The organism is Bacillus sp. 9.4 (assembly GCF_055486415.1).
The window spans coordinates 778,024-791,160 of sequence record NZ_JBVFMU010000002.1 but is presented as its reverse complement, the minus strand read 5'-3'; the positions used below and the strand labels follow the sequence as shown (position 1 = coordinate 791,160).

Genomic DNA, 13,137 nt, shown 5'->3' with positions numbered 1-13,137 from the left:
GGAGCGAAATGAAGAAAACAATCGTTTTTAAATGCGGGGGAAGTGTCATCCGTGAGCTGTCGGAGGAATTTTTTCAAAATCTGAAAGAGCTGATGGCATCAGGCTGGAAGCTGTCGATCGTACATGGCGGGGGACCGGAAATCACAAATATGCTGAAACGGTTAAATATCAAGACAGAGTTTTCGGGCGGACAGAGGAAAACAACGAAGCCGGTGCTGGAAGTGGCGGAAATGGTTTTATCCGGTTCTGTCAATAAATTTTTCGTTGCTGAGCTTGCCAAACACGGACTGCGAGCCGCAGGCATTTCTGGTAAGGATGGAGGTCTTTTGGAGGCTGATTATCTAGATCCGGAAACATACGGAGAAGTGGGAGAAATCAAAAAAGTCGATGCGTCCATGGTGAACGCGCTGATGGAAAATGGCATCATCCCCGTTATTGCGCCGCTGTCTATGACAAGCGACTGCAAAACGCTGAATGTAAATGCTGATCTGGCTGCTTCAGCAGTCGCCGGAGCGCTTGAAGCCGATAAGCTGATGTTCGTCACGGATGTCGATGGAATCATGAAGGAAAAGCAACGTCTGGACGTCCTGACCCCTAAGGAGATTCAGATGCTGATCAAGCAGGAAGTGATCACAGGAGGGATGATCCCGAAGGTCAATTCAGCCTTGTCAGCTTTATCAGATCAGGTGTCTGAAGTCATGATCGTAAACGGAAAAGGATCATTCTTCGCAGAACAAACCTTTCAAGGGACAAAAATCGTCAAAGCAAAGGAGGCTGTTTCATGAGCAGCTTGTTTCAAACCTACGGCCGTTGGGATATTGACATCAAAAAAGCAAAGGGAACGTACGTTGAGGATCAAAACGGCAAAACGTACCTCGATTTCATTCAGGGGATTGCGGTATCAAATCTAGGACACTGCCATGAAGCGGTGACAGAGGCAGTCAAAAAACAGCTTGACAGCGTATGGCACGTATCCAACCTGTTTCAAAACAGTCTCCAAGAGCAAGCGGCGCAGAAGCTGGCAGCGCATAGTGCAGGAGATCTTGTCTTTTTCTGCAACAGCGGCGCAGAGGCGAATGAAGGTGCGATAAAGCTTGCCCGAAAAGCAACTGGAAAAACAAAAATCATCACTTTTCTTCAGTCGTTCCATGGCCGCACGTATGCAGGGATGGCTGCGACCGGACAGGATAAAATCAAAACAGGCTTCGGCCCGATGCTTGAAGGCTTTCACTATCTGCCATACAATGATCCTTCCGTTTTTAAAGCTCTTGGGGAGGAAGGCGATATTGCCGCGGTGATGCTTGAAACAGTGCAGGGAGAAGGAGGAGTCAATCCGGCAAGTGCTGAATTTTTATCAGCCGTACAGTCGTTTTGTAAGGAAAAGCAAGCCCTTCTCATCATTGATGAAATCCAGACCGGCATCGGACGGACGGGAAAAGGCTTCGCATATGAGCACTTCGGACTCTCACCGGATATCATCACAGTCGCCAAAGGATTGGGAAACGGCTTTCCGGTCGGCGCTGTCATCGGAAAGAAACAGCTTGGAGAAGCGTTTACCCCTGGTTCTCACGGAACGACTTTCGGAGGAAACATGCTGGCGATGGCTGCTGTGAATGCCACATTGCAAATTGTATTCCAGCCTGATTTTTTGCAAGAGGCTGCTGACAAAGGAGCGTTTTTAAAAGGACAGCTTGAGGCAGAGCTAAAGAGCCCTTTTGTTAAACAAATCCGAGGTAAAGGATTAATGCTTGGAATTGAGTGTGATGGCCCGGTTGCTGACATTATTGCTGAATTGCAGACATTAGGCTTGCTTGTATTGCCGGCCGGCCCGAACGTGATTCGGCTGCTGCCGCCGCTCACCGTGACTAAGGATGAAATAGCAGAAGCCGTCAGCAAGCTGAAACAGGCAATCGCTCATCATTCCGCTGTAAACCAGTGATTTTTTTTCGATATAAAGGCATAAAAATTCATTTTTATAATTAATTATTCATCAAGAGGTGGGCTGTTAGATGGAAGGTTATTTAGTGTTAGAAGATGGGACATCGTTCAGCGGCGAGCTGGACGGTCATGAAAACTGTACGGGAGAAGCTGTTTTTTTCACAGGAATGACAGGCTACCAGGAAGTGCTGACAGATCCATCGTATAAGGGACAGATTATTGTATTTACCTACCCGCTGATTGGCAACTACGGCATAAATGAAAAGGATTTTGAAAGTAAGAAACCGCAAGTAAAAGCAGCGGTTGTCTATGAGGCGTGTGATCACTTTTCTCATTATGAAGCGGTATACAGCCTCAAGGAGTATTTACAGAAATGGAACATTCCGCTGTTAACCCATGTTGATACGAGGGCTGTCGTGAAGAAAATCCGGGCAAACGGGACGATGGGTGCAACAGTCACAGCCTCTAAAGAAGGAGCTGAGATGGCCCTTCAATCAGAGAATGTGGCAGAGCAGGCTTCAGCCCAGGAAATCAGCACATTCGGCGACGGGAATAAACATATCGCTCTCATTGATTTTGGCTATAAAAAGTCAATCGCATCATCACTTGTCAAAAGAGGCTGCAAGGTTACTGTGGTGCCATACCAGCAAATGGAGGCCGTATACAACATCAAACCCGATGGCATTGTGCTATCGAACGGACCTGGAGATCCGAAAGCAATCCAGCCATATTTAGGAAAGATCAAAAGCATCATCAGCCGCTTTCCGACTCTCGGCATTTGTCTCGGACATCAGCTGATCGCGCTCGCGTTCGGAGGGAATACTTTTAAGCTGCCATTCGGACACAGGGGAGCTAATCATCCGGTCATCGACCGTGAGACGAAACGGGTCTTTATGACAAGCCAAAACCACAGCTATGTGGTTGATGAACAGTCGATTAATGAAGAAGAGCTCACGATCAGGTTTCATCATGTCAATGATACGTCAGTTGAAGGGCTTGCCCATAAAAAACTGCCTGTCATGAGTGTTCAATTCCACCCGGAAGCCCATCCCGGACCTGCGGAAAGCGAATGGATTTTTGATGATTATTTAAAGAATGTGATACCAGCAAGGAGAGAAATCGCGCATGCCTAAAGACACCAGTATTTCAAGCATATTAGTAATCGGCTCAGGTCCGATCATCATCGGGCAGGCGGCAGAATTTGATTATTCAGGCACTCAAGGGTGCATCGCGCTGAAGGAGGAGGGCTACCGGGTAATTCTCGTCAACAGCAATCCGGCGACAATTATGACTGATGAAGCCTTCGCTGATGAAATTTATTTTGAGCCTCTGACAGCAGAAAGCCTGACAGCCATCATTAAGAAAGAACGGCCTGATGGGCTTCTTGCCAATTTAGGCGGTCAGACCGCGTTGAATTTAGCGGTGGAGCTTGAAGAAACGGGTGTTTTAAAGGAGCACGGCGTCAAGCTTCTCGGCACATCTGTTGAAACGATACAAAAAGGAGAAGACCGGGAAAAATTCCGTTCGTTAATGAATGAATTAAAACAGCCCGTGCCGGAGAGTGAAATTGTTGATAACGAGGCCGATGCCCTCCATTTTGCGGAATCCATCGGTTTTCCTGTTATTATCAGACCGGCTTACACATTAGGCGGAAAGGGCGGAGGAATCGCCCCTGATAAAGAAGCCTTTACAGCTATGATTAAGCAGGCGCTATTAGCAAGCCCGATCAATCAATGCCTTGTCGAAAAAAGCATTGCCGGCTTTAAAGAAATTGAATATGAAGTCATGCGTGACAGCAATAACACATGCATTACCGTCTGCAATATGGAAAATATCGATCCGGTCGGCGTGCATACAGGTGACTCTATTGTTGTGGCGCCGTCACAAACATTGACAGACGAAGACTATCAAATGCTGCGGACAGCAAGTCTGACGATCATCTCAGCACTTGATGTCGTAGGCGGCTGCAACATTCAATTCGCGCTTGATCCATTCAGCAAGCAATATTACGTCATTGAAGTGAATCCGCGTGTAAGCCGGTCATCGGCTCTCGCATCTAAAGCGACCGGTTATCCGATTGCGAAGATGGCCGCGAAACTGGCAGTCGGATACACCCTTGACGAGCTGAAAAATCCGCTCACAGGCTCGACTTACGCAAGCTTTGAACCGGCACTGGACTATGTGATCGTCAAATTTCCGCGCTGGCCGTTTGATAAATTCAAAAACGCAGACCGCAAGCTTGGCACAAAAATGAAAGCCACCGGTGAAGTGATGGCGATTGAACGGAATTTAGAAGCGGCGATACAAAAGGCAGCCGCGTCGCTTGAATTAAAAAATATCGGGACACACCTTCCAGAGCTCAGCGGGTTGTCAATTGATACGCTATGGGATTTGGCAATCACTCCGGATGACCGCAGATTTTTCGTTGTCATGGAGCTGTTGAGCCGCAGCGTCTCGATTGATGACATCCATGAAAAAACAAAAATTGATCCGTTTTTCCTTCATACCTTTGACAACATCATCAAATTGGAAAACCGCCTGATGGAAGCAGGGAGCGATCTCTCTTTCGAATTATTGAAGAAAGCAAAGGAAAAGGGATTCTCAGACGCAACGATTGCCTCGCTGATCAGCAAAACAGAAGAAGAGGTGCGCGCGCTTCGCAAGGAGATGGGCATTACGCCTTCCTTTAAAATCGTAGATACATGCGCGGCAGAGTTTGATGCGAAAACAAACTATTTTTACTCCACATATTTCGGAGAGACCGATGGAGACATCAGCCGCAAAGAGAAAAAACGCGCGCTCATTATCGGATCAGGCCCGATTCGGATCGGCCAAGGCGTTGAATTTGATTACAGTGCTGTTCACGGTGTGCTGACACTGCAAGAGCTTGGATTCGAAACCATCATGATTAACAATAACCCGGAAACAGTCAGCACCGATTATGAAATTGCGGACCGCCTGTATTTTGAACCGATGACAACGGAGCATATTGTAAACGTGGCAGAGCAGGAAAATATTGATTTTGCAATTGTGCAATTCGGCGGCCAAACTGCAATCAATGCTGCTGAAGCGCTCGAAAAAGCCGGCATTACTCTTCTTGGCACATCATTTCAAACGCTCGACGTGTTAGAGGATCGGGATCAATTCTATCAGCTTCTTGACGAGCTGGGATTGAAGCACGCAAAAGGAGAAATTGCTTATACAAAAGAAGAAGCCGCTTCAAAAGCGAGTGAGATCGGCTATCCGGTGTTAATCCGCCCATCTTACGTTATCGGCGGAATGGGCATGATCATTGTTGACTCGCAAGACCAGCTTACTCAGCTGCTGAATGATGAGGACAGCATGCCATACCCGATTTTGATTGATCAGTATGTGTCTGGAAAGGAAGTCGAAATTGATTTGATTTCCGACGGCGAGGATGTCTTTATCCCGACATATACCGAGCATATTGAACGGGCAGGTGTCCATTCAGGGGACAGCTTTGCCATTCTTCCCGGACCGTCCATCACGAGCGGGCTGCAGCAGGGCATGAAAGATGCGGCACAAAAAATTGCCCGAAAACTTTCATTTAAAGGCATCATGAACATTCAATTTGTGATCGACAATGGAAACATACTCGTTCTTGAAGTGAATCCGAGAGCGAGCCGCACGGTTCCAGTCGTCAGCAAAGTAATGGGCGTTCCGATGATTCCGCTCGCCACACGTCTGCTGGCGGGAGCGTCCTTAAAAGATATAAATCCGGCAGTTCAAAATCATCATGGAGTTGCAGTGAAGTTCCCTGTTTTTTCTTCTCATGCGATCCAGGATGTGGATGTCAAGCTTGGGCCGGAAATGAAATCAACGGGAGAAGGCATGTGTGTCGCATATGATTCTAACAGCGCCTTGAAAAAAATCTATACAAGAGTCTGGAGTCAAAAAGGAAGCATTTATTTGCAAAACGTTCCGGAAGATGTGAAGGAGTTAGCAGAAAACGCAGGTTTTACAATTCATGAAGGGACATTTGCCTCATGGATGGAACAGGAAGGAAAATCGCTCCACATCAATCTGAGCGGTTCTGAAGAAGCATGCAAAGAACGTTTGGAAGCCATGACGCACGGCATCCCCGTCTTTACAGAAGAAGAAACTGTGCGGGCGTTTTTACAAAGCGGTTCAGGCCATCCGCAGCCTGTATCTCTCAAAGACCTCTATAAAAAGGAAGTGGCATCATGCACACAGTGACGCAAACCAGTTTATACGGAAAAGATTTATTAACGTTAAAGGACCTTAGTGAAGAGGATATAAATGCCTTGCTCGCAGAAGCCGGTGAGCTGAAACAAAACAAAATTCAGCCTATATTCCATGGCAAAACCTTGGCGATGATTTTTGAAAAATCATCAACGCGGACACGTGTTTCATTTGAAGCGGGCATGGCGCAGCTTGGCGGGAACGCCCTCTTTCTAAGCCAGAAAGATCTGCAGCTGGGGCGCGGTGAGACTGTCGCTGATACGGCAAAAGTGCTGTCAGGCTATGTGGATGCCATCATGATCCGGACCTTTGAACATGAAAAGGTGGAGGAACTTGCCAAAGAAGCTGACATTCCGGTGATCAATGGACTTACCGATAAATACCACCCATGCCAGGCGCTGGCGGATCTCTTGACGATTAAGGAGATAAAAGGGAAGCTTAAAGGCGTAAAAGTCGCATACATCGGTGACGGAAATAACGTGGCGCACTCCTTGATGATCGGCTGCGCGAAAATGGGCTGTGATATCTCGATCGCTTCGCCAAAGGGATATGAAGTGTTAGATGAAGCAGCTGAAGCGGCAAAGACATATGCACTTCAATCCGGCTCTTCTGTCACGCTGACAGATGATCCGATTGAAGCTGTAAAAGACGCGGACGTGATTTATTCTGATGTGTTTACAAGCATGGGGCAGGAAGCGGAAGAGCAAGAACGTCTTGCTGTCTTTGCGCCTTATCAGGTAAATGCGGCGCTGGTCAGCCATGCCAAGCCTGACTATACATTTTTACATTGTCTCCCTGCGCATCGTGAGGAAGAAGTGACTGCAGAGGTTATTGACGGGCCGAACTCTGCAGTGTTCCAGCAGGCGGAAAACCGTCTTCATGTGCAAAAAGCACTGCTGAAGGCCATTTTATACAAAGGGGAATCATCAAAAAACTGCTGAGCCAAACTCAGCAGTTTTTTTGATGGCAACATATTCACAGCCGCTTAGGCGCATACTACAGCAAAAAGGAAAAGGAGGAAAAACAGTGGGACAGCAGCACCAATTCCGGCCCGGACAGAAAGCGCCTAATAACGGTGTCTACGTAGAAATCGGCGAGACAGGGAGCATGGTTAAAAACCCTCAAAAGGTCCATCTGTCAGCAGGGGAAATGTTCCCCGAAACATCAAACCACAACCGGCTGTGGACCTACAAAAGAAAGCCGTGACCACAAAAAAACCCAAAACAATAAATGTTTTGGGTTTTTTGGCTTTTTAATGCTGGCTTGCATTTTTGTTCATAGGCATGATTTCTGCTAAAACCATGATTAAGACATACAGTACAACAGCAATGACAGATGATGTTTTGAAATTATACGTAACGCTGTTCATGCTTGCAACCAAGTAGCATGCCATATGTGATAAAAGGAACGTCCAAATAAAGGCAATAATATATCGCACGTTTCCACCTCGTCCTTCTCATTCTATTCTAAAAGTTATCATACCATACAAAAAGCGAAGGGGGAATCCAATTTTAGCAGAAAGTGAGGTGACAAAAGAGTCTGATTCGTCACACTTTAATGGTAAAATATAAAAAACGTCAATCAGTATAATAGCCAAAAATGTAAAAGGCTAGGACTTTACCTTATTCGTTTCTTTTCTATTTACATAAGATAGCGTGAGATGAAGTGTGAAAGGAGGCGGGCAAGCGATGGGAATAACGGAAAGATACTTTCAACTGGGAACGGAGCATAATGTCATTCATCTGCCCTATCGCCCGAACGGCTTCGGCATCTTTATCTTGGGGGACAGAACCCACTTTGTCGGACATGATTCAAGCTTTTGGCAGCAGCATTACGGCAGAAATCAGCTTCTGAGCATGTTGATGAATGAAGGATATACTCTTTTTAACAGCAATCTGTTCGGAAGGCATTGGGGGGCGGAAAAAGCAGTCACTTATGCCAAACAGCTGATACATTCTGTGCTGAAGCAGGAAATCCTCAATCCGAAGATTCATATTTTAGCAGAAGGCATGGGTGCTCTCGTGGCCGATGAACTGCTTCGTTTTTCCCCGGATCATATCCGCTCAGCCGCAATGTTGAATCCTTGTCTCGATCTTCAGGCACATTATGAATCGGAAAAAGAAAATAAATTTTTCTATAAGCAATTTTTGAAAGAAGTATCGAAAAGCTACGGAATTTCTGAAAAAGAAGCGGAAGCGATTCGTTATAAAACAATTCAAAGCTACCCGAGCGGCGTACCGGTTCATATATGGCAGCGTATGACCGGAGCTCCATATCCCTACAGCGTACATGCGGAAGTTTTCAAGGAAAAACAGCAAAAGCAAGGCTCACCGGTCGACATGACATTTCATTTATTTGAGCATCCAAGCAGAATTTATGCATCAATTTGCAAATTCTTTCACAGTCATGAAAAAGAATTATAGAGAATATAATGACAACAGCCTTCTCTTTTGCGGAGGCTGTTTTGTTTTGGGAAATGAAAAACCGGAAGGGCGGCAGATGCAATGGAATCAACGCTGATTGTAGGTGCGGACGAATTTTTCGGCCTTTCATTATGTGAGCGAATGATGGATGAAGGCATACATGTTGACGTTGTTCTGGCGGAAACAGAAGATAAAATGAGACAAATGTACTTAGAAGAAAGACTCATGTGGCTTGGGAGAAATGAACTCTTTCGCCAGCTTGAACACATTGGAGACCAAAATTATGATACAATTTGTATCCAGTTCGGAAGTTTTTTGCCTTTAGACCAATGTGATTCTCCTTATATTTTAGTATATGAAAAAGACCGAAAAGAATGGGAAAAACGTGAAAAAACAGGCTCGGAAAAAACCGTGATCCTGCCGAAAATGTATGGGCCATGGAAAGAAGAAACAGAGGAAGACGGTTATTACACAAACGACGTCGCTGACGAGTTGCTGAGATTCCTGTTAGAACCAAGCCGTCATAGCAAAGATCAGCTTTTTGAATTGCAAGTCACAGAGAAAACCTCAAAAGAAGAAGCAAAAACAAAAATTATCGAGTGGAAAAGACAATTTTCATCAATTTTCGACAAATATTAAGAAAAACCTTCCATGTTTCGAGTTTTCTAGATACAATAAACGTATAAAAATAATACATGTTATAGCTTGTCAAAAGGAGTTGAACATGACTTGATCACAAGGCTTGTCATGATCTTTTCTGTCCTCCTTTTATTGAGTGGATGTGGACAAACTCCGTTCAAAGGAAAAATTGAGAAGGTCGGCATGCTCTTTCCTGATACGATTAATGACCTCGTATGGGGCACAAAAGGGTATAAAGGATTACTGAATATACAATCCAAATACAATGTGGACGTCTATTATAAAGAAGGCGTTAAAACAGAAGAAGATATCATAAATGCGATTGAGGATTTTCATAAGAGGGGCGTCAATCTGCTCTACGGCCATGGGAGTGAATATGCTGAGGTGTTTAACTTGGTCGGCGAAGATTATCCAGATATGGAATTCGTCATTTCCAATGCGAAAGCGAAAGCTGATAATGTAACGAGTGTCCATTTTAGCGGGGAAGCAATGGGCTTTTTTGGAGGAATGACTGCTGCCCATATGTCGAAAACGAATCAGGTCGGTGTAATTGCTTCCTTTACGTGGCAGCCTGAGGTTGACGGTTTTATCAAAGGGGCCAAGTATGAAAATCCGGATATAGAGGTAAATACGAAATATACGGATCATTGGGATGATGATACAACAGCAGTAAAGCTTTATCAGAAAATGAAGAACGAAGGCGCGGATGTTGTGTATCCCGCCGGAGACGGGTATAATGTTCCTGTTATTCAGCAAATCAAAAAAGACGGTCTTTATGCCATTGGCTACGTCACAGATCAATCGGATCTGGGCGAGAATACCGTATTAACCAGCACGGTGCAAAATGTGGACAAGGCCTATGAAATCATTGCTGAACAATTTAATAAAGGCACCCTTGAGGGCGGCGATCATTACTACGACCTGAATACGGGAGTCGTTGAGATGGGAACATTCAGCCCGCTCGTCGACAAAGACTTTCAGCAAAGAATCGCCAAGCTGATCAAAACATACAACAAAACAGGCGAGCTGCCAAAAAACGAATAATGGAGTGACGTCACATGCAGCACGAAAAATCACTTGAATTCTTGCAAATTGCCATGAAATATCTCCCTGAAGCGAAAGAACAGCTTGAGAAATCAGGCATTGAGCTCTCAATGGAGGCCATCCAGCCGTTTATGAATCTATTTACAACGGTAATGGCGGAAGCTTATGAGCTTGGCAAGTCTGACGCTAAATCTGAAACAGAATAAGAAGAAGCCACTTTTTTGAAAGTGGCTTTTCACATGATTTTCTTTTTAATAGCGGAGAGCATAGGCGCAAGCTCCTTTAAAGCGGGCTTGATTTGATCAAGAGAGTTCATAATTGAACCGATTTGGTCCATAATATGCATGTAATTAATCGTCTCTTCGTCGTTTGTCTGAGAAACCTGAGAAACCTCCTCTTGCTGTTCCTCCTTCTCTTCTGTTGGTTTTGCTGCATCGCCGAACATCATTCTTGAAAACACATCCAACTGCATACGCCTCCTTTCCATATACCATACTCTATGAGTAAGATGAACTGATAGTTTAGACGAATATATTGCCATGTGAAAAAAAATAGGATAGAATTAGTACCTGATACTAATAATTGATCACAACCTGATTGATCTTCTAAATTTAAGATATAAAGGAGTCTTCCCTTATGAAAGCTGGAATACTTGGTGTTGGACGTTACATTCCTGAGAAGGTTTTAACAAATCATGATCTTGAAAAAATGGTTGAAACTTCTGACGAGTGGATTCGTACAAGAACAGGAATAGAAGAAAGAAGAATCGCAGCAGATGATGTGTTTTCATCACATATGGCTGTTGCAGCAGCGAAAAATGCGCTGGAACAAGCTGAAGTGGCTGCTGAGGATCTGGATATGATCTTGGTTGCAACTGTTACACCTGATCAGTCATTTCCTACGGTCTCTTGTATGATTCAAGAACAGCTCGGCGCGAAGAAAGCGTGTGCTATGGATATCAGCGCGGCTTGTGCGGGCTTCATGTACGGGGTTGTAACCGGTAAACAATTTATTGAATCCGGAACCTACAAGCATGTTCTAGTTGTCGGTGTAGAGAAGCTCTCAAGCATTACCGACTGGGAAGACCGCAATACAGCCGTTCTGTTTGGAGACGGAGCAGGCGCTGCGGTAGTCGGGCCAGTCAGTGATGACAGAGGAATCCTTTCATTTGAACTAGGAGCCGACGGCACAGGCGGTCAGCACTTGTATCTGAATGAAAAACGACATACAATCATGAATGGACGAGAAGTTTTCAAATTTGCAGTCCGCCAAATGGGAGAATCATGCGTAAATGTCATTGAAAAAGCCGGACTTTCAAAAGAGGATGTCGACTTTTTGATTCCGCATCAGGCGAACATCCGTATCATGGAAGCTGCTCGCGAGCGTTTAGAGCTTCCTGTCGAAAAGATGTCTAAAACTGTTCATAAATATGGAAATACTTCTGCCGCATCAATTCCGATCTCTCTTGTAGAAGAATTGGAAGCCGGTAAAATCAAAGACGGCGATGTGGTCGTTATGGTAGGGTTCGGCGGAGGACTAACATGGGGCGCCATTGCAATCCGCTGGGGCCGATAAAAAAAGGTGAGGTGCACACAAGATGACTAAAAAAAGAGTAGTTGTTACAGGACTTGGAGCATTATCTCCACTTGGCAACGACGTCGATACAAGTTGGAATAACGCAATCAACGGTGTGTCCGGAATCGGTCCGATCACTCGTGTTGACGCTGAAGAATATCCGGCAAAAGTTGCCGCTGAATTAAAAGATTTTAATGTTGAAGATTATATGGATAAAAAAGAAGCCAGAAAAATGGACCGCTTTACACAATATGCGGTTGTGGCTGCGAAAATGGCGGTTGAAGACGCAGATCTTAACATTACCGATGAGATCGCACCGAGAGTCGGTGTTTGGGTAGGCTCCGGTATCGGAGGACTTGAAACACTAGAGTCTCAATTTGAAATCTTCTTAACAAAAGGCCCAAGACGGGTAAGCCCGTTTTTCGTGCCAATGATGATTCCTGACATGGCGACAGGCCAGATTTCTATTGCATTAGGAGCAAAAGGGGTGAACTCTTGTACGGTTACAGCATGTGCTACAGGAACGAACTCCATCGGTGACGCGTTTAAGGTTATTCAGCGCGGTGATGCAGACGTGATGGTCACAGGCGGAACAGAAGCGCCGCTGACAAGAATGTCATTCGCCGGCTTTAGTGCCAACAAAGCGCTGTCTACTAATCCAGATCCGAAAACAGCGAGCCGCCCGTTTGATAAAAACCGTGATGGCTTTGTCATGGGGGAAGGTGCAGGGATTATCGTTCTTGAAGAACTTGAGCATGCCCTGGCCCGCGGCGCTAAAATTTACGGAGAAATTGTCGGCTACGGCTCAACCGGAGACGCTTATCATATCACAGCGCCGGCCCAAGACGGTGAAGGCGGAGCGAGAGCGATGCAAGAAGCCATTAAAGATGCAGGCATTGCACCTGAAGAAATTGATTACATCAATGCTCACGGGACAAGCACGTATTACAACGACAAATACGAAACAATGGCGATTAAGACCGTTTTTGGCGAGCATGCGCATAAACTTGCGGTAAGCTCTACAAAATCGATGACAGGCCATCTCTTAGGAGCAGCCGGCGGTATTGAAGCCATTTTCTCTATCCTGGCCATTAAAGAAGGCGTGATTCCGCCGACAATCAATATTCAAACACCTGACGAAGAATGCGATTTGGATTATGTGCCTGATGAAGCCCGCAGACAGGAACTTAATTATGTTCTCAGCAACTCATTAGGATTCGGCGGACACAACGCAACATTAATCTTTAAGAAATATCAATCATAATCAAGCCAAACCGGCTGCCCTTAAAGGGTA

At 45.4% G+C, this 13,137-nt stretch carries 14 protein-coding genes; 12 read left to right on the top strand and 2 right to left on the bottom strand.

The features are described 5' to 3' along the window. The first annotated feature begins 8 nt into the window (after nt 1-8). The 6 genes from argB to ACZ07B_RS10640 all read left to right on the top strand — a co-directional run bounded on the left by argB (nt 9) and on the right by ACZ07B_RS10640 (nt 7,368). Nucleotides 9-785 carry an acetylglutamate kinase gene (gene argB, locus ACZ07B_RS10665; protein ID WP_185184218.1) on the top strand — a complete coding sequence of 259 codons (777 nt, stop codon included), beginning with the start codon at nt 9-11 and terminating at the stop codon, nt 783-785. After that, on the top strand, nt 782-1,939 hold the full coding sequence (locus ACZ07B_RS10660; RefSeq protein ID WP_283857252.1) for an acetylornithine transaminase: 1,158 nt from the start codon (nt 782-784) through the stop codon (nt 1,937-1,939). The genes argB and ACZ07B_RS10660 overlap by 4 nt, the downstream gene beginning before the upstream one ends. Nucleotides 1,940-2,009: 70 nt before the next feature. Then, entirely contained in the window at nt 2,010-3,071 is a 1,062-nt protein-coding gene (locus ACZ07B_RS10655; RefSeq protein ID WP_464877169.1) for a carbamoyl phosphate synthase small subunit, read from the top strand. Continuing rightward, nucleotides 3,064-6,156, top strand: a complete 3,093-nt coding sequence (locus tag ACZ07B_RS10650) for a carbamoyl phosphate synthase large subunit (RefSeq protein WP_134155145.1) — start codon at nt 3,064-3,066, stop codon at nt 6,154-6,156. Before ACZ07B_RS10655 ends, ACZ07B_RS10650 begins: the two co-directional genes overlap by 8 nt. Beyond that, the gene (gene argF, locus ACZ07B_RS10645; protein WP_076457865.1) at nt 6,144-7,103 is read left to right on the top strand and encodes an ornithine carbamoyltransferase; all 960 of its coding nucleotides are present in this window, start codon (nt 6,144-6,146) and stop codon (nt 7,101-7,103) included. The genes ACZ07B_RS10650 and argF overlap by 13 nt, the downstream gene beginning before the upstream one ends. Before the next feature lie 85 nt (nt 7,104-7,188). Beyond that, complete coding sequence (locus tag ACZ07B_RS10640) at nt 7,189-7,368, top strand: YjzC family protein (protein WP_003245356.1); 180 nt, start codon at nt 7,189-7,191, stop codon at nt 7,366-7,368. 46 nt (nt 7,369-7,414) lie between these two features. On the opposite strand, the gene ACZ07B_RS10635 is transcribed toward ACZ07B_RS10640, so the two are convergent. Beyond that, a complete protein-coding gene (locus ACZ07B_RS10635; RefSeq protein ID WP_003245236.1) occupies nt 7,415-7,600 on the bottom strand; it encodes a YjzD family protein in 186 nt (61 codons plus the stop codon). Nucleotides 7,601-7,850: 250 nt separating this feature from the next. Between ACZ07B_RS10635 and ACZ07B_RS10630 the strand changes: the two genes are divergently transcribed. The 4 genes from ACZ07B_RS10630 to comZ all read left to right on the top strand — a co-directional run bounded on the left by ACZ07B_RS10630 (nt 7,851) and on the right by comZ (nt 10,474). Further along, nucleotides 7,851-8,585 carry a hypothetical protein gene (locus tag ACZ07B_RS10630; protein ID WP_003245223.1) on the top strand — a complete coding sequence of 245 codons (735 nt, stop codon included), beginning with the start codon at nt 7,851-7,853 and terminating at the stop codon, nt 8,583-8,585. A gap of 81 nt (nt 8,586-8,666) precedes the next feature. Next, nucleotides 8,667-9,224 carry a hypothetical protein gene (locus ACZ07B_RS10625; protein ID WP_077670616.1) on the top strand — a complete coding sequence of 186 codons (558 nt, stop codon included), beginning with the start codon at nt 8,667-8,669 and terminating at the stop codon, nt 9,222-9,224. Between the two features lie 90 nt (nt 9,225-9,314). Continuing rightward, nucleotides 9,315-10,268 (top strand): transcriptional regulator Med, encoded by a 954-nt coding sequence (gene med, locus ACZ07B_RS10620; RefSeq protein ID WP_014476425.1) that lies wholly within the window; start codon nt 9,315-9,317, stop codon nt 10,266-10,268. 14 nt (nt 10,269-10,282) lie between these two features. Next, on the top strand, nt 10,283-10,474 hold the full coding sequence (gene comZ, locus ACZ07B_RS10615) for a ComG operon transcriptional repressor ComZ (RefSeq protein WP_003224559.1): 192 nt from the start codon (nt 10,283-10,285) through the stop codon (nt 10,472-10,474). 29 nt (nt 10,475-10,503) lie between these two features. On the opposite strand, the gene yjzB is transcribed toward comZ, so the two are convergent. After that, nucleotides 10,504-10,740: a spore coat protein YjzB gene (yjzB, locus tag ACZ07B_RS10610; RefSeq protein ID WP_015383342.1), complete on the bottom strand. Its 237-nt coding sequence runs from the start codon at nt 10,738-10,740 to the stop codon at nt 10,504-10,506. 164 nt (nt 10,741-10,904) lie between these two features. Here yjzB and fabH point away from each other — a divergent pair, with 164 nt between their 5' ends. Both fabH and fabF read left to right on the top strand, forming a co-directional pair. Then, on the top strand, nt 10,905-11,843 hold the full coding sequence (fabH, locus tag ACZ07B_RS10605) for a beta-ketoacyl-ACP synthase III (protein WP_003232971.1): 939 nt from the start codon (nt 10,905-10,907) through the stop codon (nt 11,841-11,843). A gap of 22 nt (nt 11,844-11,865) precedes the next feature. Continuing rightward, complete coding sequence (gene fabF / locus ACZ07B_RS10600; protein WP_003244890.1) at nt 11,866-13,107, top strand: beta-ketoacyl-ACP synthase II; 1,242 nt, start codon at nt 11,866-11,868, stop codon at nt 13,105-13,107. The last annotated feature ends 30 nt before the right edge of the window (nt 13,108-13,137 follow it).

Bases quoted from the DNA above. Each gene is read 5' to 3' on its own strand.
- fabF (WP_003244890.1), top strand. From the start codon at position 11,866: ATGACTAAAAAAAGAGTAGTTGTTACAGGACTTGGAGCATTATCTCCA.
- ACZ07B_RS10655 (WP_464877169.1), top strand. From the start codon at position 2,010: ATGGAAGGTTATTTAGTGTTAGAAGATGGGACATCGTTCAGCGGCGAG.
- argF (WP_076457865.1), top strand. From the start codon at position 6,144: ATGCACACAGTGACGCAAACCAGTTTATACGGAAAAGATTTATTAACG.
- comZ (WP_003224559.1), top strand. From the start codon at position 10,283: ATGCAGCACGAAAAATCACTTGAATTCTTGCAAATTGCCATGAAATAT.
- yjzB (WP_015383342.1), bottom strand. From the start codon at position 10,740: ATGCAGTTGGATGTGTTTTCAAGAATGATGTTCGGCGATGCAGCAAAA.
- fabH (WP_003232971.1), top strand. From the start codon at position 10,905: ATGAAAGCTGGAATACTTGGTGTTGGACGTTACATTCCTGAGAAGGTT.
- argB (WP_185184218.1), top strand. From the start codon at position 9: ATGAAGAAAACAATCGTTTTTAAATGCGGGGGAAGTGTCATCCGTGAG.
- ACZ07B_RS10660 (WP_283857252.1), top strand. From the start codon at position 782: ATGAGCAGCTTGTTTCAAACCTACGGCCGTTGGGATATTGACATCAAA.
- ACZ07B_RS10625 (WP_077670616.1), top strand. From the start codon at position 8,667: ATGGAATCAACGCTGATTGTAGGTGCGGACGAATTTTTCGGCCTTTCA.
- ACZ07B_RS10650 (WP_134155145.1), top strand. From the start codon at position 3,064: ATGCCTAAAGACACCAGTATTTCAAGCATATTAGTAATCGGCTCAGGT.
- ACZ07B_RS10630 (WP_003245223.1), top strand. From the start codon at position 7,851: ATGGGAATAACGGAAAGATACTTTCAACTGGGAACGGAGCATAATGTC.